General features: G+C 58.7%; 16 protein-coding genes and 1 pseudogene. 15 read left to right on the top strand and 2 right to left on the bottom strand.

Translation table 11 applies throughout. The features are described from left to right. Positions 1–79: 79 nt before the first annotated feature. A complete protein-coding gene (locus tag ACWIKB_RS27685; RefSeq protein WP_475270673.1) occupies positions 80–775 on the bottom strand; it encodes a peptidase M48, Ste24p in 696 nt (231 codons plus the stop codon). Between the two features lie 456 nt (positions 776–1,231). Between ACWIKB_RS27685 and ACWIKB_RS27680 the strand changes: the two genes are divergently transcribed. From ACWIKB_RS27680 to tssA, 15 genes are all read left to right on the top strand, one after another. Then, positions 1,232–1,981 (top strand): hypothetical protein, encoded by a 750-nt coding sequence (locus ACWIKB_RS27680; RefSeq protein WP_475270672.1) that lies wholly within the window; start codon positions 1,232–1,234, stop codon positions 1,979–1,981. 67 nt (positions 1,982–2,048) lie between these two features. Continuing rightward, entirely contained in the window at positions 2,049–2,582 is a 534-nt protein-coding gene (tssB, locus tag ACWIKB_RS27675; RefSeq protein ID WP_475270671.1) for a type VI secretion system contractile sheath small subunit, read from the top strand. 10 nt (positions 2,583–2,592) lie between these two features. Continuing rightward, positions 2,593–4,095: a type VI secretion system contractile sheath large subunit gene (gene tssC / locus ACWIKB_RS27670; RefSeq protein ID WP_475270670.1), complete on the top strand. Its 1,503-nt coding sequence runs from the start codon at positions 2,593–2,595 to the stop codon at positions 4,093–4,095. A gap of 25 nt (positions 4,096–4,120) precedes the next feature. Continuing rightward, positions 4,121–4,603 (top strand): type VI secretion system baseplate subunit TssE, encoded by a 483-nt coding sequence (tssE, locus tag ACWIKB_RS27665; RefSeq protein ID WP_149658793.1) that lies wholly within the window; start codon positions 4,121–4,123, stop codon positions 4,601–4,603. Next, positions 4,603–6,435: a type VI secretion system baseplate subunit TssF gene (tssF, locus tag ACWIKB_RS27660; protein WP_149658794.1), complete on the top strand. Its 1,833-nt coding sequence runs from the start codon at positions 4,603–4,605 to the stop codon at positions 6,433–6,435. The genes tssE and tssF overlap by 1 nt, the downstream gene beginning before the upstream one ends. Next, entirely contained in the window at positions 6,399–7,469 is a 1,071-nt protein-coding gene (tssG, locus tag ACWIKB_RS27655) for a type VI secretion system baseplate subunit TssG (protein WP_149658795.1), read from the top strand. The genes tssF and tssG overlap by 37 nt, the downstream gene beginning before the upstream one ends. Next, complete coding sequence (gene tssH / locus ACWIKB_RS27650) at positions 7,466–10,069, top strand: type VI secretion system ATPase TssH (protein WP_475270669.1); 2,604 nt, start codon at positions 7,466–7,468, stop codon at positions 10,067–10,069. The genes tssG and tssH overlap by 4 nt, the downstream gene beginning before the upstream one ends. 23 nt (positions 10,070–10,092) lie before the next feature. Next, positions 10,093–10,851: a type VI secretion system lipoprotein TssJ gene (gene tssJ, locus ACWIKB_RS27645; protein WP_475270668.1), complete on the top strand. Its 759-nt coding sequence runs from the start codon at positions 10,093–10,095 to the stop codon at positions 10,849–10,851. After that, positions 10,844–12,187, top strand: coding sequence for a type VI secretion system baseplate subunit TssK (tssK, locus tag ACWIKB_RS27640; RefSeq protein WP_475270666.1), 1,344 nt, complete (start codon positions 10,844–10,846; stop codon positions 12,185–12,187). The genes tssJ and tssK overlap by 8 nt, the downstream gene beginning before the upstream one ends. Further along, the gene (icmH, locus tag ACWIKB_RS27635) at positions 12,184–12,897 is read left to right on the top strand and encodes a type IVB secretion system protein IcmH/DotU (protein WP_169374122.1); all 714 of its coding nucleotides are present in this window, start codon (positions 12,184–12,186) and stop codon (positions 12,895–12,897) included. The genes tssK and icmH overlap by 4 nt, the downstream gene beginning before the upstream one ends. A 30-nt stretch (positions 12,898–12,927) precedes the next feature. Continuing rightward, on the top strand, positions 12,928–16,812 hold the full coding sequence (locus ACWIKB_RS27630) for a type VI secretion protein IcmF/TssM N-terminal domain-containing protein (protein ID WP_475270665.1): 3,885 nt from the start codon (positions 12,928–12,930) through the stop codon (positions 16,810–16,812). Positions 16,813–16,843: 31 nt separating this feature from the next. After that, positions 16,844–17,770 carry a type VI secretion system-associated protein TagF gene (tagF, locus tag ACWIKB_RS27625; protein WP_475270664.1) on the top strand — a complete coding sequence of 309 codons (927 nt, stop codon included), beginning with the start codon at positions 16,844–16,846 and terminating at the stop codon, positions 17,768–17,770. Next, on the top strand, positions 17,767–20,262 hold the full coding sequence (tssM, locus tag ACWIKB_RS27620) for a type VI secretion system membrane subunit TssM (RefSeq protein ID WP_475270663.1): 2,496 nt from the start codon (positions 17,767–17,769) through the stop codon (positions 20,260–20,262). The genes tagF and tssM overlap by 4 nt, the downstream gene beginning before the upstream one ends. 164 nt (positions 20,263–20,426) lie before the next feature. Next, positions 20,427–20,945: an Hcp family type VI secretion system effector gene (locus ACWIKB_RS27615; protein WP_059404755.1), complete on the top strand. Its 519-nt coding sequence runs from the start codon at positions 20,427–20,429 to the stop codon at positions 20,943–20,945. Positions 20,946–21,039: 94 nt separating this feature from the next. Then, positions 21,040–22,137, top strand: a complete 1,098-nt coding sequence (gene tssA, locus ACWIKB_RS27610; protein WP_475270662.1) for a type VI secretion system protein TssA — start codon at positions 21,040–21,042, stop codon at positions 22,135–22,137. Between the two features lie 60 nt (positions 22,138–22,197). Here the strand turns inward: tssA and ACWIKB_RS27605 are convergent. Next, positions 22,198–22,906, bottom strand: a pseudogene (locus ACWIKB_RS27605) (Mu transposase domain-containing protein); the annotation flags it as partial. Positions 22,907–23,341 lie beyond the last annotated feature (435 nt).

Here is a 23,341-nt window from a genome sequence, read left to right as displayed (position 1 = left end):
CTCAGCGGCTGCCACCGCCCCCTTCGTTACGCCTGCTCAAACCGCTGCTGCAACAAATGCCGCGCGTCCCTGCGTTCAGTTACGTACCAATCAGTTCCGCCAACTCCTTCTCCTTGAGTTTCTTGTCGTCGCGACAAGACTGCATCAGTTGCAACTGGACCCAGCATTTTTTCTTGTCGAGCTTCACATCAGGGGCAAAGAGCGAGCGCGAGGTCAGATCTGGCATGGGCGCGTCGCCTTCGAGCAACAGGTTCAAATGCACTCCCTGCCCCACTCGCAGGCCGAAATCGGCGACGTGATGGATCGGCAGCGGCTGCTTGAGGTTGGCGAAAACGAGGTGATCGGGGGTCAGCAGCAACGCGGTGTTGCTCGCTCGCATGAGCATGCGCAGCGAGAACGGCAGCAGGCACGCCATCAGCAAGAAGAGCGCTGCGCCCGGAACCAGTGTCAATCCCTTATTGCTTGCTGCAGCCTCTGGAAACAGCGGCGGCCACATCAGCAGACCCAGGCCCAGCAACATCAGCAGGATGAAGGAAACAAGAGTGATCCAGCCGCGCCAGCGTGCACCTTCGTGCAGTCGGACGTTTTCTGTGGCCTGGCTGGCATGAGTGTCCGACGGGTGCGGCAGTTGGGTGCCCATTTCCTCCTCAGGGAAGGTCAGCGACACAGCGGCCAGTTCATCGTCGATATTGACCGTGATCGAACGAACGTCCGGTTCCGCGGCCAGCGATTCCTTATTCCAAATACTCTGTATTGCCATCACTTCCAGGCGCAATAAACCTCACCTTTTCTCCGTTCACGTTTTTACTGGCACTCAACGAACCTGAATTTGGTGAACCGGTTCACCTTTTTTCAAATTAATTTTATTTGTAAATTGGATCCATAATCCTTCTCAAACCATTGAACTTGCTAGGTTTCAGAGCCTTCTATCAGACAGATCCATCAACTAATGGCAAGCGGACATCATTGCGGCATGTATCAAAAACGAGAAAAAATCCTTTTCTGTGTGAACTTTTCTATTCGAGATGTTGCCATATACGACGTTGCTGGCCACTCGACATCCATATGCCAGCACCGTGTTCCTGCAAATTCCTGCCAATGTGCATTTCCGATGTAGAAACATCGGCCATCGCACTTTGTGAACAGGTGTTCAATTGAGAAATTCGTAGCTCTTCACGTTTTCCCTGAATAATCGGGAAGCGGTCGTAAAGAGTTCAAGGAAGATACGCCGATGACTCAGACGTTTGACGTTGAAGCACTGATCAAATTGCGAAGCCAGACCCGGGCCATTTCCGATGCGCTCAAGGCGCAGGCTTCGGATTATCTGTCGACCCTCGCATTGCTGATCCGTCCGCAGACGTTTTTCGGTGAATACCTGCAAGGCGCGCAGCGCAGCAGCGGCCGCGAAACCCAGCACCACTTCAAGGAGTTCAAGGAACTCTACGACCGCATCGGGTCGGCAACGCCCTTTCAGTTGGTCAATGAACTGGAAGTGCCTCTCAACCTGATCGGCACGACGCCGGAACTGTTTCCGCTGGAGTACGACAAGGTGCTCTCGCAAAGCGGCCAGACCATCCGCATCACCAGCCCTGTGCGCTGGGTCGTGGGCTTCAACTCGTTCGACCTGGCGCGCTTTCGCACAGTCATCAAAGATCCCAATCGCAGCAGCGCCGAGTTGTACCGCTTCGTCGTGCACTACCTCGTGTTGTTCTACTGCCTGAGTCAGTCACCCGGCTTGGGCCGTTTGTTTGACGGACTGCGATTCCCCCTCAGTTTCGAGCGCCTGAAAGACTTTGGCGACCTGCCCTTTTGCGTCATCGGCTCACCGGTACGCGCCCAACTGCCTGATGAGGCGGTTATCCGCAGCAGCACCCAGATCGCCGGCAATACCAGTTTCGAAGAGCTGGTAGGCCACGACAATATTTTGGAAATGAACGATGAAATCCGTCAGCGCCTTCTGCTGACGATCGAAGGAATGTAACGCGCCCGGCCACCCGTTGGCCGGAACGCAAACGACTTGCAGCGAATTGTTCGCACAGGAGATCACGATGGCGAAGAAGGAAAGTACCCAGCACAAACTCGACCGCGTTCGCGCGCCTCGGGTCCATATCACCTACGACGTGGATATCGGTGACGCTCAGGAAAAGAAAGAGCTGCCCTTTGTCGTCGGTGTGCTGGGCGATTTCTCCGGCAACCCGCTGGAGCCGCTGCCGAAGCTCAAAGACCGCAAGTTCATTTTCATCGACCGCGACAACTTCAACGGCGTGCTCAAGGGCATCAAGCCGCGCCTGAGTTATCGGGTCGACAACACGCTGGTCAGGAACGACACGCAGTTGGGCGTCGAGCTCAACTTCAACGCCCTCGAAGACTTCGAGCCGCAGAACGTGGTGAAGCAGGTCGAGCCGCTGCGCAAGCTGCTGGAAGTGCGCAACAAGCTGGCTGATCTGCGCAACAAGATGGGCGGCAACGACAAGCTCGAAGAGCTGCTCATGGACGTGTTGCAGAACACCGAAAAGTTGAAAGCGCTGGGCAAGGAATTCGGCCGTGAAGCCGCTGTTCCAGCCACCGATGGCAAAGAGTAGGAGCCTGAAGATGAACGATAAGCAAAGCGTGACTCAACAGGATGGCGATCTGGTTGAAGTGGAAAACTTCGCCCCGCAATCCTCGCTGCTCGACAGCATCATTTCGCAAAGCCGTGTGGCGCGCTCCGAGACTGAGCGCACCCGCACACGTGATTTGATCGGCGAACTGGTCAGCCAGGTGCTCGAAGGCGAAATGACGCCGAGCAAGGACCTGATCGCCGTGCTCGACGCGCGCATCGCCGAAATCGACGCGATGCTCTCCGAGCAGATGAACGAAATCATGCATGCTCGCGAATTCCAGCAACTGGAAGCGTCGTGGCGTGGCCTGAAGTATCAGGTGGACCAGACCGAAACCAGCACCACGCTGAAGATTCACCTGCTCAATGCGTCGAAGAAAGACCTGGTGCGCGACCTCAAGTCCGCCTCCGAATTCGACCAGAGCGCGCTGTTCAAAAAGATCTACGAAGAAGAATACGGCACCTTCGGTGGTGCACCGTTCGGCATGTTGCTGGGTGATTACGAGTTCAATCGCAGCCCCGAAGACATGTACCTGCTCGAAGAGATTTCCCATGTCGCCGCCGCGGCCCATGCACCGTTTATCTCGGCGGCTTCGCCTGAGCTGTTCGGCTGGGATTCGTTTACCGACATGTCCGGCCCACGGGACCTGGCGAAGATTTTCGACACCGTCGAATACGCCAAGTGGAAGTCGTTCCGCGCCTCCGAAGACTCGCGTTATGTCGGTCTGACGTTGCCGCACGTGCTGGGTCGCCTGCCTTATGGCCCGGATACCACGCCAGTTGAAGAATTCAACTTCGTGGAAAGCGTCGATGGCCGCGACCACAACAAGTACCTGTGGATGAACGCCGCCTACGCACTGGGCACTCGGGTCACCGACGCGTTCTCGCGTTACGGCTGGTGCGTGGCGATTCGAGGTGTCGAGGGTGGAGGTCTGGTGGAAGGCCTGCCGACGCACACGTTCAAAACCGATGACGGCGAAATTGCCCTCAAGTGCCCGACCGAAATCGCCATCACCGACCGTCGTGAAAAAGAGCTGTCGGACCTTGGCTTCATTCCGCTGGTGCACTGCAAAGGCACCGACTACGCCGCGTTCTTCGGCACTCAGTCGGCGCAGAAACAGAAGCACTACAACACCGACATCGCCAACGCCAACGCCCGGCTTTCCGCGCAGCTGCAATACATCTTCGCCACGTCGCGCATCGCGCACTACATGAAGGCGATCATGCGCGACAAGATCGGCAGCTTCGCGTCCCGCAAGGACGTTGAGATGTTCCTCAACAAATGGCTGTCAAGCTATGTGCTGCTGGATGACACCGCCAGCCAGGAAGCCAAGGCCAAATTCCCGTTGCGCGAAGCGCGGGCTGAAGTGTTCGAGGTTCCCGGCAAACCAGGTGTGTACAAAGCCGTGACATACCTGCGTCCGCATTACCAACTGGACGAGCTGACCGCCTCGTTGCGCCTGGTCGCCGAATTGCCGCAATCGACTCGCGGCTGATCCACACCATTGCCAGGGAGGCTATATGAGTAGTCAACACAAGCTGTTGCCATCGTTGCTGGATCGATTGCTGGACGATCATCCGCATCAATCCATGGAAGCTTCATCGCAACGCTTGTGTTCGCTGGCCGATTACAAGGCCAGCATCGTTCGCGACCTGGAGGTGCTGGTCAACACACGCCAGTCCCTGGTCGCCAACGAGCTGGAGGGTTTCGTCAATCTGGGCGGAACCATCCTCGACTACGGCATGCCGGATTTCACCAGTCGCAGCGTGCTTGATCCACAAGACCGCCTGTTGATTCAACGACAACTGGAGAAAGCGATCACCGTCGGCGATCGACGGTTTCGCAGCGTAAAAGTCCAACTGCTCGCCCAACAAACCGGCCAACGCATGCTGACCTTCCGCGTGGACGCAGTACTGCGCCTGCAAGACATCACCCGTCAGGTTTCCTTCGACGCGGTGCTGCAGGTCAACACCCAGGAATACAAAGTGCAGAACCTCAACTGATGCTCGACGATCTGCTGCCCTATTACGAAAAGGAACTGTCGCACCTGCGCTTTTTAGGCCAGGAGTTCGCGAGCCAGTATCCGAAGATTGCTTCGCGGTTGCTCATCGAGGGCGATAACTGCGAAGACCCGCATACCGAGCGCTTGATCGAAGCGTTCTCGTTCCTGTCCGCTCGCGTGCACAAAAAACTCGACGATGAGCTGCCGGAAATCGTCGAGTCGTTTCTCGAAGTGTTGTACCCGCATTACCTGCGCCCTACCCCGTCGATGTCGATCGTCGAGTTCAACATGGGCAAGCAGGAAAAGGTCACCGAGGCCTTCCGCGTCGCCCGCCACACCGAACTCAGCGCCAACCCGATTGATGGCGTGGTGTGCAAATTCCGCACTTGCTACCCGGTTGAACTGTGGCCGGTGGCAGTGCATCAAGCGTCGTTCATTGAAATGGAACGCTCAGCGTTCAACGGTCATCGTGCGGACTTGGTCGCGCGCCTGCGCATCGGCCTGACGGCCACCTCTGATGTGTTGTTCGGCAAGATGGAACTGGACAGCCTGCGTTTTTTCCTCGACGGCGAAAGCACCCTGATGCTGCAGCTCTATGAGCTGCTGTTCAACAACCTGGCCAAGGCTACGTTGTCGTTCGAGGATGAGGGGCGAACCCGCGAGATCTCGCTGCCAGCGAACGCGCTGAAAGCCGTCGGTTATGGTCGCGATGAAGGCTTGGTGGATTATTCGGAGCGCTCGTTCCTCGGTTATCGCTTGCTGCACGAGTACTTCACCTTCCCGGACAAGTTCATGTTCTTCGACCTGTCGGGTTTTGCGCGGCTGTTAGCGGGCCAGAACCTCGAGAAAATCGAGATCAACTTCTACTTTTCGGACTACGACCTGAGCGATCGCCTGGCGCGCCTGACGCAGAACATCGGGCGCAATAACTTCAAGCTCAACTGCACGCCGATCATCAATCTGTTCCGCCAACAGGCAGAGCCGATCAAGTTGACCCACGCCCAGCACGAGTATGCCGTGACGCCGGATGTGCGCCTGCAAGGCTCGGCGGAAGTGGTGTCGATCGATCGGGTGCGTCGGGTGCGCAAAGTCGGCGGTGTCGATCAGGTCAGCACCTGTCATCCGTTCTTCGAACCGCGTGGCGATCAAGGTCCCGGCCAGAGCTTCTGGATCGCACGACGTCGGCCGGTGCAGTCGCGCCAGCGTGATGGGTCGGATGTGTTTATCCGGGTGGTGGATCGCGAACTGGAGTTGATCAACTCCAGCAACGACACCTTGAGCCTGCGCCTGACCTGTAGCAATCGTGACCTGCCGTTGATGCTGCCGTTCGGTGGCGAGCGCGGAGACTTCAACATCCCGGGCAACTCGGTGATCCAGGACATCCGCTGCTTGCGCAAACCCACCGCAACCGCGCGCGTGCCTCTGGGTAACGGGGTGATCTGGCGGCTGATTTCGCACCTCTCGCTCAACCACATGTCGCTGGTGTCCCAGGGGCGCGAAGTGCTGCTGGAGCTGCTGTCGCTCTACAACTACCGCAACGTGTCGGCGCTGCGCAAACAGATCAACGGCATTGTCTCGGTCAGCAGCGAGCCGGTGGTGGCACGCATCGGCCATCCGCGTCCGAACTTTGTCCGAGGCGTCGGCATCACCCTCAATTTCGATGAAAGCCAATACACCGGCAGCGGTGTGTTTTTGTTCGGCATGGTGCTCGACCACTTCTTTGGCCAGTACTGCACCATGAACAGTTTTACCCAATTAACCCTTCGCACCTTGCAGCGCGAAAAGAGAGTCGTCCAATGGCCACCGCGAACCGGCGATCAACCCCTGGTCTGATCGACCAGGCACGGGCTGAGCCGCACCGATTCGAGTTTTTCCAATTGGTGCGTTTGCTCCGCCTGCATTACAGCAGAACCGGGCGCATGGACCTGGACACTCGACCGCACGAAGACCCTTTGCGTTTTCGCTCGCAGCTGTCGCTGAACTTCCCTGCGAGTGAAGTCAGCGACTTGCAGTTTGAGCGTGAAGGCAAGGTGTCGGCGGCAGGTTTGCCCCTGTCTGAAGTGCAAGTCACGTTCATGGGACTGGTCGGGCCGTCCGGCGTGTTGCCGCGCCCCTACACCGAGTTGCTGATCGAGCGGCATATCCAGCACCGCGATGATGCGGCCCATGCTTTCCTCGATATGTTCTCGCATCGCATGACCACGCTGTTCTACGAGGCCTGGCAGAAATACAAGTTCTACATCGAATACGAACGCAACGGCACCTCGGATTTTGATCGCTACCTGCTCAATCTGGTGGGTTTCGGGCCTGAGGCGCAGAAGCAGAAATTCGACAAGCAAGGCTCACCGCTGCGGCGCGAATTGTTCAGCTATTTCTCCGGCCTGTTTGCCCAGAAGCCACGCAACTCGCTGAACCTTGAAGTGATGCTGTCCTTCTATTTTTCGCTGCCGTTCAAGGTCAAGCCGTTTGCCGGACGCTGGCTGAAACTCGACGCCAGCCAATGCACGCAATTGGGCCGCAAAAACGCCGCGCTCGGGCAAAGCGCAGTCGCCGGTAACCGGGTCTGGGATTACCAATCGTGCGTGCGCATCGAGCTGGGTCCGCTGGACCTGGTCGACTATCAGCGCTTCCAGCCAGGCACCGTCGACTACCAGAAGCTGGTGGAGCTGGTGCGGTTCTACGTCGGCGCCGAACTGGACTTCCAGTTGTCGCCTCGGCTCAAACCCGAAGCAGTCCCCGTGGCCCGTCTCGGTCGCCAGGGCAACGTTGCACTGGGCTGGCAAGGCTGGCTCAAACGTCCTGGTGTCGACGTGGAACCTTCCCGTTGTGCCCTCTTCCACATTCCTTTTGATGGGGTCTCCCTGTGAACCTGAAGTCCCTGTTTGCCAAACTGAACGAAACCAGCCGCACCGCCACCGAAAGTGCTGTGGCCTTGTGCCTGTCGGAACAGCATTACGACGTCGAGATCGAGCACCTGTTATTGCAGTTGCTCGACAGCAACGACAACGACCTGCCGGCCATTCTGCGTCACTACGATGTGGTGCCGGATCGCCTGCAGGCTCAGTTGGTAACCACGCTGGGGACCTTCAAAAAAGGCAACACTCGCACGCCTGCACTGTCGCCGCACATTACGCGAATGATCGAGCAAGCCTGGGTGTTGGCCTCTATCGAGTTCGGGCAAGGGCAGATTCGCACCGGTTATCTGTTGCAAGCATTGCTGGATGACAACGAGCTGCGCCGGGTAGTGATCGCGTCCGCCCACGAGCTGGAAAAAATCAATGCCGACGACCTGCGGGTCAACCTCGGCGCGCTGGTCGAAGGCAGCGCCGAATCGCAGCAAGCCAAGCCGTTGGCGGGTGCGCACGTCGCTGCGCGCAGTACGGTTAAAGGCAACGGCAAGACCCCGGCTCTCGATCAATACACCATCAACCTGACGCAAAGTGCGCGCGAAGGCCGGATTGATCCAGTACTGGGACGTGAGTTCGAGGTTCGGCAGATGGTCGACATCCTCACCCGTCGGCGCCAGAACAACCCGATCCTGACCGGTGAAGCCGGCGTCGGTAAAACTGCCGTGGTTGAAGGCCTGGCGCTGCGCATCATCCAGGGAGATGTGCCGTCGGTGCTTAAAGACGTGGCCATCCACACCCTGGACCTGGGCTTGCTCCAGGCCGGTGCCGGGGTGAAAGGCGAGTTCGAAAGCCGCCTCAAGTCGGTCATCGAAGAAACCAAGCGCAGCCTGCACCCGATCATCCTGTTCATCGACGAAGCCCACACCCTGATCGGCTCCGGTGGCCAGGCCGGGCAAAACGACGCAGCCAACCTGCTCAAGCCAGCCTTGGCCCGAGGCGAATTGCGCACCATCGCGGCGACCACGTGGGCCGAGTACAAGAAGTACTTCGAGAAAGACGCCGCCCTGGCACGTCGCTTCCAGGTGGTGAAGGTCGAAGAGCCGGACGAAGACAAGGCGATCCACATGCTTCGCGGCCTGCTGGCCAAGATGCAGGATCACCACAAAGTCACGGTGATGGACGAAGCGCTGGTGCAAGCCGTGCGTTTGTCCAATCGCTACATCACCGGGCGCCAGTTGCCGGACAAGGCCATCAGCGTATTGGACACCGCCTGCGCGCGGGTTGCCCTCGGTCAATCGTCGCAGCCGGGGCCGCTGGAAGACTGCAAAAGAACCATCGACAACCTTCAGGCTGAAATCTCGGTGCTGCAGCAAGAAGCCGCCAAAGGCAGCGACCATGCCCGGCGCCTGGCGATCCTCGACACCGAGTTACTGGCGCAACAGCAAACCCGCGATGCATTGGAGCAACAGTGGCAACGCGAACTGGAACTGGTGGAAAAACTCGGCGCGCTCAGCCATCCGGACAACCAGACACCCGATACCCGCGAGATTGCAGCGGTACGCGCCGAGCTGACCAGCGTCCAGGGTGAACAACCGCTGGTGCATGCGTTAGTCGACGGCGGGACCATTGGCGAAGTGATCTCCGGTTGGACCGGCATCCCGTTGGGCAAAATGCTCCGTGATGAAATCGACACCGTCCAGCGCCTGCCCGCGCTGCTGGGCGAACGGGTACTCGGACAAGATCACGCCCTGCAGGAAATCGGCAAGCGCATCAAGGTATCCCGCGCACGCATGGAAGACCCGAACAAGCCGATCGGGGTGTTCCTGCTGCTCGGCCCGAGCGGTGTCGGCAAGACCGAAACCGCGCTGGCCCTGGCCGACACCCTGTACGGCGGCGAACGTAACCTGATCACCATCAACATGTCCGAGTACCAGGAAGCCCACACGGTATCGAGCCTTAAGGGTTCGCCACCGGGTTACGTCGGTTATGGCGAAGGCGGCGTGCTGACCGAAGCCGTGCGGCGCAAGCCTTACAGCGTGGTGCTGCTGGATGAAGTGGAAAAAGCCCACCCGGACGTGCTCGAACTGTTTTTCCAGGTGTTCGATAAAGGTGTGCTGGATGACGGTGAAGGCCGGGAGATCAACTTCCGCAACACCGTGATCATCCTCACCTCCAACACCGGCACCGATCGCATCATGCAGTGGTGCCTGAATGCCGAGCAGCAACCGACGCCGGAAGACATCGTCGAAGGCCTGCGCGAGGAGTTGAACCAGGTGTTCAAACCGGCGTTCCTCGGCCGCCTGACCATCGTCCCGTACTACCCGGTCAAGGACGCCATTCTGGAGCGCATCGTCGCGCTCAAACTCGAGCGCATCCGCAAGCGTTTCGAGCGCAACCATCAAGCCGTCCTGAGCTACGACGAAGCACTGGTCAAAGCCATTGCCTCGCGCTGCACCGAAGTCGACAGCGGCGCCCGCAACATCGACAACATCCTGTCGAAAACCCTGATGCCGGAACTGGCGCAACGGGTTCTGGAGCGGATGGCGCAGGACAAGCCGATCCAGAGTTTGAACATCGCGTTGGGCAGCGACGGCGATTTCGCCTACAGCCTGTGCTGAATGAGTATTTAAAGGTAGCCATCATGGATAACAGACATTCAAGGAAGCGCCCTGCGCAGCCGGCATTGGCAAATTGCCTGATCGCAGTGGCATTGATGATGGCGTTGACGGCCTGTGGCGTCACTGACCGTGTCAGCAAGCGGGTCGACGATACGTGGGCCGGCGACATGCTGTTCGACGATAACGAGAAGGTCATCCTGACGTCAGATGGCGGCAATCAGCTCAATCCCGATGAGTCCGGCAAACCGCTGTCCGTAGTGATTCGCGTGTATCAGCTGACGTCGCTTGAGCGCTTTTCGTCGATCGACGCCGACACGCTGTGGGACGACCCGCAAAAAGCCCTCGGCAATACGCTGCTCGAAAACCGTGAAATCACCTTGCTGCCAGGCATGGGGCAGGTCGACAAGTGGCCGTTGAACAAGGCCGCGGGCTACGTCGGCGTTGCCGCATTTTTCCGCTCGGATGAAAACAGCCGCTGGAAGGTTGCGTTTGACGCCAACTCGCTGCGCAAGGATGGCATCTGGTTTTCCGCCGATGGCCTGCGGGTGTTGGTGGACAACAACACCGTTTCCGCCGTGAACGGTGTCGATGTTTTGAACAAACCCAAGACTCAGGAGCAGCTCGCCCAAGCCTCTGCCCTGCCCGACCCGTCAGCGAAGCCAACTCTCACCCAGCGTGTGCAGAACGCGGCCGTGCAACAGGCTGAAGACACGGCGACCAGCTCCGCGCAAAAAGCCACCGAGTCAAAATTAACCTCTCTATTGGAAGGCGTTCATGAGTAAGCAAAGCCGGGTGATGTGGTCGGAAGGTATGTTCCTTTTGCCACAACATTTCCAATATCAGGATGAGTTCCACCAGCATCAGCTGGCAGAGTCGACGCTGCGCAACACGCCTTTCCATTGGGGGGTGCAAATGCTGCAGGTCGATGAAGAAGCGCTCGCAACCGGCTCTTTGCAGCTGAAACGGTTGAAACTGGTGTTTCCCGACGGCAGCCTGTACGACGCGCCGCAGCATGACCCGCTGCCGGCAGCGCGTGACTTGAAGGACTTGCTCAAGGGCAACGACCTGAAGGTCTACGCCGCGCTGAAACTGCCTGAGCCGTTCGGCATGAATTACGTCGAAGACGGCCAGGAACAAAAAAGCGCACGGCGGTTTCGCAAGCAGTTCGACACCTTGCCGGACCTCAACGAAGGTGACCTCGAGAACGAAATCACCAGCCTGCGCCTGAACGTGGTGATGCTGATCGACGGCGATAACCTGGATGGCTACAGCCACTGCCCGATCGCCCGGCTGTCACGCAACAACATCGGCGGCTTCAACCTCGATGCACACTTCGTGCACCCGACCTTGCATGTCGGCACTCACGAAACTCTGACCGGTCTGGGCAAGCGATTGCTCGGCGCTCTGCAATCCAAAAGCAAGGCGCTGTCGGGTCGTCGTCGCGAACGCGCGGACCAGATTGCCGAGTTCGGCTCCAGCGACGTGACGTTGTTCTGGCTGTTGAACACGGTGAACCGTGCGTACCCGGGCCTGGCGCACCTGCTCGCCCACCCGCGCCTGCACCCCGAGCGCTTGTATCTGTTTCTGGCGGAACTCGCGGGCGGCTTGCTGACGTTTTCGCTGGACACGCAACTCAACGACATCCCCGAGTATGACCATCACGACCCGGCGGCTTCGCTGGTCAAGCTCGATGAAATGATTCGTGTACTGCTCGACAACGTCGTGCCTAACCAGTGCGTGATGATCAACCTGACCCAGACCAAGCCTTCGTACTGGCTGGGACAGCTGCTCGATCCGCGACTGGCCGAGGCGGATTTCTATATTTCGGTGCACGCCGACATGCCCGGTTCCAGCCTGCTGGAACTGGTGCCGCGCGCGTTCAAGGTCGGCTCGCCGGAAGACATTGAAGTCGTGGTCAACAGCGCCATGCCCGGCGTCACGCTCAATCACTCGACCCGCTTGCCCAACGCGATTCCGGTGCGACTGGACAATCACTACTTCTCCATCGAGCCGCATGGCCGGGTGTATGAACGCATGATGAGTGCCCAGGCCATCTCTTTTTACGCACCCAGCGCCTTTACCAATCTCAAGCTTGAACTGATGGCGGTACTCAAATGAACGAAGCCGTAATGCAAGGCGCCGTGGCGGCCGCAACTGAAAAACCGGTGCTGAAAGACCTGGTGCAAGACTTCATCAGCATGGCGCTGATCGTGCGAAAAGGCCGTCAAGTGACCTCGGTCACCGCTTTTGAGGCGAGCATCGATGCCTTCTTCTCGACACTGGAACGCGAAGCCCGTAACGCCAACTACAGTGTTGAACAGGTGAAGGACACGCAATACGCCCTGTGTGCGTTCCTCGACGAAAGCGTGTTGCGCTCCGGGGAAAACGACCTGCGTCGTCACTTCGAACTGCAGCCGTTGCAGTTCCGCTATTTCGGCGTGCACCTGGCGGGCGAAGGCTTTTTCGAGAAAATCGATTCGTTGCGCAGTGACGTCAAGCAAAACCTGGATGTGCTTGAGGTCTATCACCTGTGTCTGGCGCTGGGTTTCGAAGGCAAATTCAGCCTCGGCCAAAAAGACCAATTGCGTTATCTGGCCAACACCTTGGGCCAGGACATCGCGCGATACCGCAAGACGCCCAAGGCGCTCTCGCCGGATTGGGCATTGCCCGACCAGGTCTCGCAGATGCTGCGCCATGAAGTTCCCGTTTGGCTCTATCTGGCGCTCATTGCGCTGGTCTGCGTGGGTGTTTACCTGACGCTGGACTGGTTGTTGGCCAAGGACGTAGCCGCATTGTCCGAACAAATTAGCCAGCTGTTCAGTGCCTGAGCACACCTCAGGTAATCGAGTCAGGAAGACATGAAGACATTATTGCGTTTGTTGAAAAGCTTTTGGTTTGTCATCCCCGTGCTGTGGCTGGCGAGCCTGGCGATTGGCTGGTTCGCGGCACCGCACGTGAGCTGGTTGCGTGGTTACACGCTGGAGGCGATGGCGATCATCAGCGCCTTCTATTTGCTGATCATTGTGCTGCGTCAGTACAAGCGGATCCGCGCTGAACACAACCTTGAGAACCTGGTGCAGATCGAGGTCGATCGATCGCTTAAATCCACCGGTGAATTTCGCGACCAGCAAGTGCTGCGCGAACGGCTCAAGCACGCCATCGCGATGCTGCGCACCGACCGCTCGGCCGGTGGCGGCGGCTCGTCGGCGCTGTATGACTTGCCGTGGTACCTGGTCATCGGCATGTCCGGTGCCGGTAAAACCTCATTGCTGACACGTTCCGGCCTGTCCGCGAGCATCGCCAACAGCGCCAATGACACACAAAGCGGTACGCAACATTGCGACTGGTACTTCAGCCCTGAGGCCGTGATGATCGACACGGCCGGTCGCTACCTGCGTGACGACCAGTCGGCCAGCGAATTCGCCGCGTTCCTGCGGATGCTGAAAAAGCAACGCAACAAAGCCGCCGTCAACGGCCTGGTGCTGGTGGTGAGCCTGCCTGAACTGCTGGCCGCCAGCGCCACCGAGCGCAACGAGCTCGCTGCGCAACTGGTGTCACGCATCGAGGAATACACCGACTGCCTGGACGCCAACCCGCCGATCTACCTAATGTTGAGCAAGACCGATCAACTGCCGGGGTTCAGCCAGGCTTTTGAAGGCCTGGACCTGAACGAACGTCAGCAACCGCTGGGCATGACCTTCGGTTTGTCGGAAATCCGCAACCAGGGTTTGCGCCCGGTGCTGGATGCCAAGCTGGCCAACCTGCACAGTCATATTCGCCGTCACGTCGACGCGCAGATGATTGCGTTGGGCGCCGATGCCAACAGCGCGCTGCTGAACTTCCCGAACTATTTTTCCGAACTGTCGGTGGTGCTCGAACAGTTTCTCCAGCACTTCGCCCAGACCGGTCATTCGGGTACGCAACTGTTGTTGCGCGGCCTGTATTTCACCAGTGCTTTGCAGACCGATCAGCAACTGAGCCAGGTCTATGAAGATGATCTCGCCGAGTCGTTTTCACTGCTGCCAGAAGCCGAGCACGACAAGCACACACCCAGCAGCGGCAAGAAAATCAGTGACCGCAGCTATTTCATTACCGATACGTTCCGCCGCGTGATTTTCCCGGACCGCGACCTGACACTTTATCAGTCGCGTTCCGGACACAACAAATCCTTCAGCCCGGCCGTGCTGGGCGTGGCCGTGCTCGCCGCACTGGTGTTCATTGGCTGGCAAACCCTGTCCTTCCAGAACAACCGTCAGTGGCTGGCCGCATTGCGCGAGCAACTCAACGAGCTGCAACAATCACCGGAGCGCGCCGAGTTGCTGGCCTCGGGCCAAGGCCTGGAATTGCTCCGCGATCAACTCGCCGCCATCGAGAAGTACCGTGCCAAAGGCGTACCGCTGCAACTCAGCGCTGGCCTCTATCGGGGAGACGACATTTACCGCGTCGCACAGACTGCTTATTTGCAGCAGTTGCGTACTCAGGCGCTCGAACCGATCACCCTGCAACTTCAATTGCAGATGCGCGCCTTCAATGAGTTCGCAAAAACCATGGACCCGCAGAACAGCTTCGCGGCGACGCCCGCCAAGGCCGGCAGTCCGTCAGCCAAAGCTCGCGCGCAAGGGCTGAAACTGCCGACCCGCTTGAGCAGCGTTCCGCGCAGCGCCGGTGATGTCACCAGTCGTTTGAGCGCTGCGGCCAAGGGTTCCGCGAACAAGGTGCGCGGGGATGCGTTGACCGCACTGCGTAATCCGGCCACGACGAGCGACGCAGCAGAACTGTCGGCGACCACCGGTGGGCTCTCGTTGTCCGAGGAAATGCTCGGTCGACTGGACGAGCGCCAGGTCGCCTCCATCATCGAGTCCTATAACGCGCTGAAGCTCTACTTGATGCTGACGCAACCTGAAACCCATCCTGAGCCAGAGTTCGTCGGCGCGGCGTTGCCGGTTGCCTGGGCCAACACCGCCAATACCGACAACCCGGTCAGCACAGCGGTTATTCAGGACAACTCGCCGGTCTACGTGCAACTGCTGAAAAATGGCCAGGCGCCGTCCCTGCCACGTAACGAGCAATTGATCAGCGAAACCCGCAATAGCCTGAAGTCGTTCATGATTTCCAGCTCACTGGTGGACCGTGAATATCTGCGCCTGCAATTGGAGTCCAGCCGCCAGTTCCCGGCCGTGGGCCTGAGCGATCTGGTGCCGCTGCCAGGGCGTCAGCTGTTGTATGGCAGCGAAGCGGTGCCGGCGATTTTCACCCGTCAGGGTTGGGAACAGTTTGTGAAGCCTGAGCTGATCAAACTGCTGTCGGGCAACCTGCAAAACGAATCGGACTGGGTGCTCGATGGCGAAGGCGGCGACAGCCTTGTGCAGAAAGCCAACTTCATCCGTGAGTTCATGACGCGTTACAAACGCGACTACACCCAAGCCTGGTACACCCTGATCGACAGCGTCGGTGTTCGCCATTTCACTGACATGGCCAACGCGACCCAACAACTGTCGCTGCTCAGCGACGTGCAGAACTCGCCGGTGAAAAACCTGCTGGCAGCGGTCAACGACAACACCCAATGGGATGTGCCTGCACCGCGTGAAACGCAGCAACCGGGAATCAAGCGCAATGACGGTTTCTGGGGCAAGGTCACGGGGATTTTCGATGGGCAGGACACCTCGCCCAATGCGCTGATTTCGCCGTTGCCTGCGGTGGACGACGGCAGCCTGGCCAAGCGCTTCGAGCCGGTGTCGCGGGTCTTCGCCGTGCAAAACGCCGAGGGCGCCGACAGCACGATCATGGATCGCTACCTGGCGGCGTTGCGCAAACTCAAAGTGCGGATGAACAACATCCAGCGCTCCCAAGACGTCGGCAAAAGCAGCAAGCAACTGATCAGCGAAACGCTGGAAGGTCAGCCGAGCGAAGTCACCAGCGTGCGCAACTACGTGGAGACCACCGTCGACACCAGTCAGGGCGGCCTGTCGACTTCGCTACAAGGCCTGTTCAGTTTGCCGATTCAGTTCGCCTGGGAAACCCTGCGCGATCCGGCCGGCGAGCAGATCGCCAAGGCCTGGGCACAACAGATCGCCAAGCCTTGGGAACAAGTCATGGCGCACCGTTACCCGATTGCGGCAGGCAGTCGCAATGAAGCCTCGGTCAAGGACCTGCAGCGTTTCGTCGACCCGGAATCCGGCTTGCTGCCGAACTTCAAGCGCAACGAAATAGGCAATCTGTCCGGGGGCGAAGGCCTCGGCATGAGCAGCGCCAGCAAAGCAACCCCGTTGGTCAATCCGAACATGGTCAACAGCATCGACAAGGCCAGCTCACTGGGCCAGGTCATTGCCAGCCTGTCGGACCGGGAAAACGGTTTTGAGATCATGCTGGAGCCAGCGGCCTGGTTCACCGACATCATCTTCACCTTGGACGGTCAGGTGCAGCACTATCGCAACGGCAAGACCAGCTGGAGCCGCTTCTCCTGGCCGGGCACCACCACCGCACCTGGTGCGCGCATGGACGTGATCACGCTGAGCGGCGAACGCATCACGGTGTTCGATTACCCCGGTCGCTGGGGCCTGTTGCGCATGAATGACAGCGCCCGCGTCAGCGATCTGGATGGTATCCAGCAACGTTTCAGCTGGAACACCACCAGTGGCCAGGTCAGCCTCGCCGTGCGCAACTACGGTGGCGTCAAGCTGACCGACCTGGCGAACGTCAAGGCACTGAGTGCACTCAACGCCAGCGGCGGACGGGTCCAGTGAGCACGCTCGCCTTGAATCAGGGACACGGGCAATGATTGGCTGTTTCGGAAAAGTGCCCGCGAGCCCGGACTTCGTCAGCCTGCACGGTGCAGCCGACGACGTCTGCGAGTTCGATGCCTGGCTGCAAGGCGCATTGGCCGCCCTGCAGCCTCTTGAGGACTGGCGAGAGCTGTTCGACGCGTTACCGGTGTGCTTTTTCAGCTACCGCGCACGCAGTGGCAACTGGTTGGTCGGCGGCTTGATCAGCTCGAGGGATTCCAGCCAGCGGCGCTATCCGTTTTTCATTTTTCAAACGGTCAAAGCCAGCGACTCCGGGACGTTGGTCAATCCTTTCACCCTGAGCGAACTGTTCAGCGGGCAGATCAGGCCGTTGCTGCACATGGCCGCCCAGGGCGCAAGTACGTCCATGCTGTTCGACCGCATCAAGGCCTTGCGCCCGTTGCAAGGTCAGGATTTCGAGTTATTCCGGCGCGTGCATGACAAGTTCCTGGTGAACTTCAACCTGCGCGACATTGCCACCGCGCTGGAAGGCGCCTACCCGGAATTCGTCACCAATGCCGTACTGACCCGGCTGCTGGCGTTCAAAAGCCATCTGCATCAGCCAACGCCGATGGGGATTTCCCTGCCCTTGCCGGCGGAAAGAGGTTTGAAAAATCCGACCGCCGATTTGTGGATCACCTGGTTGGCGCGAATGACCGCCGGCAGCGGCGTGCCGCAGGTCAGTCTGTTGGCGGACGACTTTATGCGCCCCCGGCTGATCTGCTTCCCGTCACGAAACAACAGCGATGCCTATCGTGTGCTGACCGGTAGCGCAAACCGCTTGCAGAGCCATGACGTGCTGGCGTCATTCGATGCATTTGATGAGCACCACCCGAAACACGCCTTTCCCGAAATCGACCGCCCTCTTGATGACGTTATCGACCGTTTTGTCGACGCGCTGGATTTGAAGTCCGTATGAACAAGATCAAGTATTACTTCTTGCGCTTCCAACCCTACATTCTGGGGGTTTGTTTTTTCCTCACCATCTTCGTGGTGTGGAGCATTGGTCGTGCGTTTGACTTCAGCTCGCTGAACAGCCTGCTGACCGGAATCGGCGTGTTCCTGCTGCTCTCGGCTGGTTACGTGCTGCTGCTTTATCGGGGCGTGTCGCGTCACCACAACCTTGAAGGGCTGCTGCGCGACGACGCCGATCAAGCGGTGCTCAACGCCAGCCCGGCGGACCGCGAAGAAGTCAGCCTGTTGCGCGAGCGCCTGTTGCAGAGCATCGAGCGGCTGCACAGCAACAAGCCGCGGGGCAGCAATCCCAAGGATGCGCTGTATGCCCTACCCTGGTACCTGGTGATCGGCCAGCCGGCTGCCGGCAAAAGTACGATGCTCTATCAATCGGGCCTCAACTTCCCGTATGCGGAGCGTGAAGGTGCGCGTGTCGCCGGCCTGGGCGGCACCCGCAACTGCGACTGGTTTTTCAGTTCCGAAGCCGTCCTGCTGGATACCGCCGGTCGCTACATGAACAACCAGGAAGAGGCCGGCAAATGGCGGGCCTTCCTGCAACTGTTGCGTCAGCACCGCCAGCGTCGGCCGCTCAACGGCTTGATCGTTACCGTCAGCATTCATGACATTCTGCAAACGTCGCTCGAAGACCAGGAGCGAATTGCCAAGCGCCTGCGCGAACGCATCCAGGAAACCCATGCGCTGCTGGAAGTGCGCCTGCCGGTCTACCTGGTGTTCACCAAGTGTGACCTGGTGCCAGGTTTTACCCCGTTCTATCGCCAACTGGATGACGTTGCTCGCGGCGAAGTCATGGGCAAGACGTTTTCCCATAAAGGGTACGAACAGGCCGACTGGGGCCGTCAATTCGGCGTGGCGATGGACGAGTTGGTCAGCTATTGGCAGCAGGTGGCGAGTCAACAACTGGTCATGCAGGACATTCAGATCACCCGCCAGGATTCAGCGGTGTATCGCTTTCCGCTGGAACTGGCGGCGCTGAAGCCGAGGCTGCAGTTGTTCGTCGATGCGCTGTTGCGCGCCAACCCGTACCAAAAGGCCGAACTGCTGCGCGGCTTCTATTTCACCAGTGCACTGGACGCCGACCAACCGGAAATGGGTGGGCACACGCGCCAGGTCACCGAGCGTTTCTCACTGGACAGTGATCAAGAGATAGCCAGCGGCGATGCGCAACCGCGTCCGCTGTTCATCAACAGCCTGTTCCGCAAAGTCATCATTCCCGACCAGCATCTGGTGGCGCTGTACACCACCAACCATCGCGAACGTCGGCGCAAGGCGGCGTGGATTGGTGGTGCCGGGCTGGTCGCGGTGCTGCTGTGCAGCTTGCTGGGCTGGTCCTATGTGAACAACAAAAACACCGTGCAGACTATTTCCACGGAACTGGCCCAGGCGGCTGAAGCCGACGCTTCGGCGACGGGGCAATACACCGACTGGCAAACGCTGGATCGCATGCGCTTCTGGACCGCCCATTACTACGCGCAGCACCACGATGAAGGTGTGCCGATGCGAATGCGCCTGGGGCTTTACCAGGGCTACAAGGTCGAGCCGCTGGTGCGCAGTCAGTATTTCAGTCGGCTGGAAAGCGTGATGCTCAAGCCGACCGCCGACAACCTGACCCGCTCGCTGTACCTGTTGACCACCCTCAAGGTGTATCAGCGTAACAGCAAGGAACTGCTGCCCGTGACCGGCGTGGACAGTGTCGAACCCAAGGCGCTGCCTAGCGACAACCGGGCGCAGTCCATCGCGGCGTTCGGCAAGACCACGCTGGACACCTACGTCATGCTCTCGCGTGCCCAGCGCGAAAAGGCTGATCCGGCGATCCTGAAAGCGAAAATGCCAGATTACTGGTACCCGGCGATTACCCGCCAGACCGGTAAAACCATCGGTGCTTCAAATGACGGTTCGGCCTCGAATCAGGATTACGAGTTTGCCAGCCGGCAGATCAATTTCTACAGCGACCAGATCCACGAGGAAGACGTGCCTCGGATCCTCGATAACGCGTTCCTGACCTCCAGTTCGCGTAACTACATCAACAGTTTGCTCACGCAATCGTTGCGCTCGATCGAGACCATCACCCTGGAATCGGACACCTTGTTCGCCTTTGGCCGTGCCGACTTCCAGAGCCTGAAAACCGAAGGTCAGGGCCAGTTGAGCGCCATCGCCGGCAAGCTGTTGAGCACGTCTGACATCGGCAAAATCATCATCTCCGGGCACGCCGATCAACTGGGCGACCCACAGGGCAACCTGCAGGTTTCCCGGCAGCGCGCACAAACCATCAAGACCTACCTGGTGGGCAAAGGTGTGCCGGGTGAATTGGTGGAAGCCGTCGGCGAAGGCAGCACCAAGCCCTTGGTCAAATGCAACATGCAGCAACCAAGAGCCCAACTTATTCAGTGCCTGGAACCTAACCGGCGCGTGGAAATCGAAGTACGGGCGCTCAACTGAGACGGCCGCGCTTCTGAAGGGAAACCGCTGCCTGGGCCCGCTTGAAGTTCGGCCCAGGCCGGTAAGACACCTCTCTTGATCGTTCAAAGAGGTTAAAAACGAAGGGTTGTGATCTGTCCGCAGATTGTTACAGCCCTTTAAATGAAGGTAAGGAGAAATTAGAAATGGCATTTGACGCATACATTCAGATCGAAGGCATTCCAGGTGAAGTGCTCGACGACAAGCACAAGGACTGGATCGAAGTGCTGGGCTACGAGTACGGCGCAACTCAGGCGACTTCCGCGACTGCAAGCTCTTCGGGCGGCGCTTCGTCGGAGCGTGTGTCGTTGAGCGATTTCAGCATCCGTAAAGCCGTTGACAAGGCTTCTGCCAAGCTGTTCGAAGCCTGCTGCAAAGGCACTCACATCGCCAAGATCCAGCTGAACGTCAACCGCGCGGGCGGTGACAAGGTCACTTACCTGACCATCAACCTGGAAGAAGTCGTGGTCTCCTCCGTCAAGGCTGTCGCTGGCGGCAGTCAGGGCGGTGAAGACAAAGCGGTCAGCGATCTGCCGATTGAAGAAATCAGCTTCAACTTCGCGCGCATCAAGACTACCTACACCCAACAAAGCCGTGCCGATGGCCAGGGCGGCGGTAACGTCACCGGTGGTTGGGATCGCACGGCGAACAAAGTTTTCGCTTAAGCCCGTAGCGATAGCGGACCGCGCAAGCGGTCCGCATTCAGCACCGTGCCTGCCAAACAGGCGCGGTGTTCTTTTATTTTGATCAGAGTTGCCTATGTCTGAATTTCTCAACGACCTTTCGCTGGCCGAACTGACAGCGCCCATCAATGAGGGGAGCGGTGAAGACTTGAGCTTTTCCACCTTGTTCGATCAGGTGAAGGAAGCTCGTCGAGCAGACCCCGATTACCTTACCCAGGGTGACTGGCAAACCGATCTGAAGGCTTCCGATTGGGATCTGACCATTACCTTGGCTGCACAAGGCCTGGCTCGACAGAGCAAAGACTTGATGCTGGTCGCCTGGCTCAGTGAAGGCCTGGCGCACAAGTACCATTTTGTTGGTATTACCTTCGGCCTGACGCTGGCCGAGCGCATTCTGCAAACCTTCTGGGCGGATCTGTTTCCATCCTTGGAGGACGGCGTCGATGAACGCGCCGCACGCCTGGCGTGGATGAAAACCTCGCTGGCGGACATCGTCGGCGCATTGCCGATCACCCAGGGGCAATATTACGGTCTGCTTCGCTATGATGAATCCAGGCACATCGAAAACCTGGCGCTGCAAAACCCTCAGGCGATGCGGGCCGCCCTCGACGAAGGCAAGATCAACGCGGAAGTCTTCCAGCGTTCAGTGGTGCTGACCGACTCGGATCATCTGCGCCTCAAGGCCAGCGAGATAGCCGCCTGCCTGAAAGCCTGCCAGCAGCTTCAGAGCACCGCGGACAGGCTCTTTGGCCCTGAAGCGCCGAGCTTTGCTGGGCTCAATGACATTTTGTTCCGCGCAGGACAACTGGCGGAAAAACTGCTCAAGGACCGGGGCATCGAACTGACCCTGGCCCCTGTCGCGCCGGCTCCGGCCATCCCTGAAAGCACTGGCGAACAATCCGCAGGTTCCGCAATGACCCAGCCTGAACAAAGTCTTTCAAGCACACCGCTTCGAACCACCCCGCAAACCCGCGATGAAGCGTTCACCCTGCTGGCGGGCATCGCCCAGTTCTTCAAACAGACCGAGCCCCAAAGCCCCGTCCCTTATCTGATCGAACGCGCGATCAAATGGGGCAACATGCCGCTCGAGGGTTGGCTGAACGATGTGATCAAAGACAGCAATGTGGTGGACAGCATCCGCGATGTGCTGGGGACCAAGGAAGCAAAGTCCTGACATACCGCCTTCACGCCCTGTGGCCTTTCGTCAACACAATGGAAGGCGCTCAAGCTTCCCGACCGCTACCAGCACCGGGTCGAGACCGGCGATGGGCACGGTAGCGAGCACCTGCGTCATGATTCGATCACCGTTGCTGTGACGTCTCAGCCCCGTTGGAGAAGCCGCAACGGATTGGGCAAATCGGCAAACGGTGCGCCATTGCGCAGCGCACCCGGCTTGCGTTCGATGAATGGGATGTAATGCTGCCAGTCAAAACTGACCTGATCTCGATCAAAGAGGCGCTCGTGGCTGGCAATCATCGTTTCATCGGCGATGACCACGATCCGGGATGGGTAAAGACGGCTGCTGACCCACTGGCGACTCGTTCACAAGGCACCGAATAGCGATTTCGCGCCACGTTGATCAGGCAGGTGCTGGAGACCCGTACGGTGCGCTCGACGTAGCCATCAAAGGCCGTCGGCATCGGCATCATTTCGACCCGTTCCAGCTCCAAAACTTCCGCCACCGTCAGTCCGTTGTACTGCGGATGCAGCAGCTCGCTCCAGAGCGCACGACAGCGTTGGCCGAGCCAGGTATTCAGCGCCTGTTCCAGCGTGTCTTGGAAAGGGCTGAGTTTGTTGAAGGTCGCGCACCGCTGGTACGCCGGCTGAGTGGCTTCGGCCGCTCTGACCCATTTTCGGATGGTGTTTCTCGACAGCCCGGTACGCTTGGCTATCTGGTGCAGCGAGAGCTTTTCGCGGAAGTACATCCGCCGGATTTTTCCCAACATTTCCATGCTGATCACCCTGTGTTCTCCTGCTCGGAAAGTGAGCAGAAGCAGTTGAACACCTGGGTCAGTTTTCGGTCAGCGGCAACACACCTACAAAAGAAAGATCCCATATAAACCAAATAGACTTGCAAAACCACCATATCACTCAGTCACTTTACTGACACAGAGAGAGCATCACCTTGCATAATGCAAGGTCGTTATTTGAATATTAAAAAACGGACGGCAAGTCGTGGGACATTGGCCCATAAAAATCTTGCTTCTATCTCCTCCGATAGATGTGAGGATTCCACCGATAGCCAGTCGTTTTGTTGTGAGTTAGCAGCGGATTTGGCACCGACCAGGACCTTGCAAGAGATTCCGAGCTGACCGCTAGAACCCGCGGCCGACGGATCTTTCGAGGGTTCAGCGGCACTCAATCGGTGCCAACTACCT

It is taken from the genome of Pseudomonas sp. 5Vm1k, from assembly GCF_056161485.1.
Note: the sequence above shows the minus strand (reverse complement) of the source record. Positions and strands in the feature narration are given on the sequence as shown.

Excerpts from the sequence above, each read along its gene's own strand:
- icmH (WP_169374122.1), top strand. The coding sequence starts at position 12,184 with ATGAACGAAGCCGTAATGCAAGGCGCCGTGGCGGCCGCAACTGAAAAA.
- ACWIKB_RS27680 (WP_475270672.1), top strand. The coding sequence starts at position 1,232 with ATGACTCAGACGTTTGACGTTGAAGCACTGATCAAATTGCGAAGCCAG.
- tssC (WP_475270670.1), top strand. The coding sequence starts at position 2,593 with ATGAACGATAAGCAAAGCGTGACTCAACAGGATGGCGATCTGGTTGAA.
- tssF (WP_149658794.1), top strand. The coding sequence starts at position 4,603 with ATGCTCGACGATCTGCTGCCCTATTACGAAAAGGAACTGTCGCACCTG.
- tssE (WP_149658793.1), top strand. The coding sequence starts at position 4,121 with ATGAGTAGTCAACACAAGCTGTTGCCATCGTTGCTGGATCGATTGCTG.
- tssM (WP_475270663.1), top strand. The coding sequence starts at position 17,767 with ATGAACAAGATCAAGTATTACTTCTTGCGCTTCCAACCCTACATTCTG.
- tssK (WP_475270666.1), top strand. The coding sequence starts at position 10,844 with ATGAGTAAGCAAAGCCGGGTGATGTGGTCGGAAGGTATGTTCCTTTTG.
- tssG (WP_149658795.1), top strand. The coding sequence starts at position 6,399 with ATGGCCACCGCGAACCGGCGATCAACCCCTGGTCTGATCGACCAGGCA.
- ACWIKB_RS27615 (WP_059404755.1), top strand. The coding sequence starts at position 20,427 with ATGGCATTTGACGCATACATTCAGATCGAAGGCATTCCAGGTGAAGTG.
- tssB (WP_475270671.1), top strand. The coding sequence starts at position 2,049 with ATGGCGAAGAAGGAAAGTACCCAGCACAAACTCGACCGCGTTCGCGCG.
- ACWIKB_RS27630 (WP_475270665.1), top strand. The coding sequence starts at position 12,928 with ATGAAGACATTATTGCGTTTGTTGAAAAGCTTTTGGTTTGTCATCCCC.
- tagF (WP_475270664.1), top strand. The coding sequence starts at position 16,844 with ATGATTGGCTGTTTCGGAAAAGTGCCCGCGAGCCCGGACTTCGTCAGC.
- tssJ (WP_475270668.1), top strand. The coding sequence starts at position 10,093 with ATGGATAACAGACATTCAAGGAAGCGCCCTGCGCAGCCGGCATTGGCA.
- tssA (WP_475270662.1), top strand. The coding sequence starts at position 21,040 with ATGTCTGAATTTCTCAACGACCTTTCGCTGGCCGAACTGACAGCGCCC.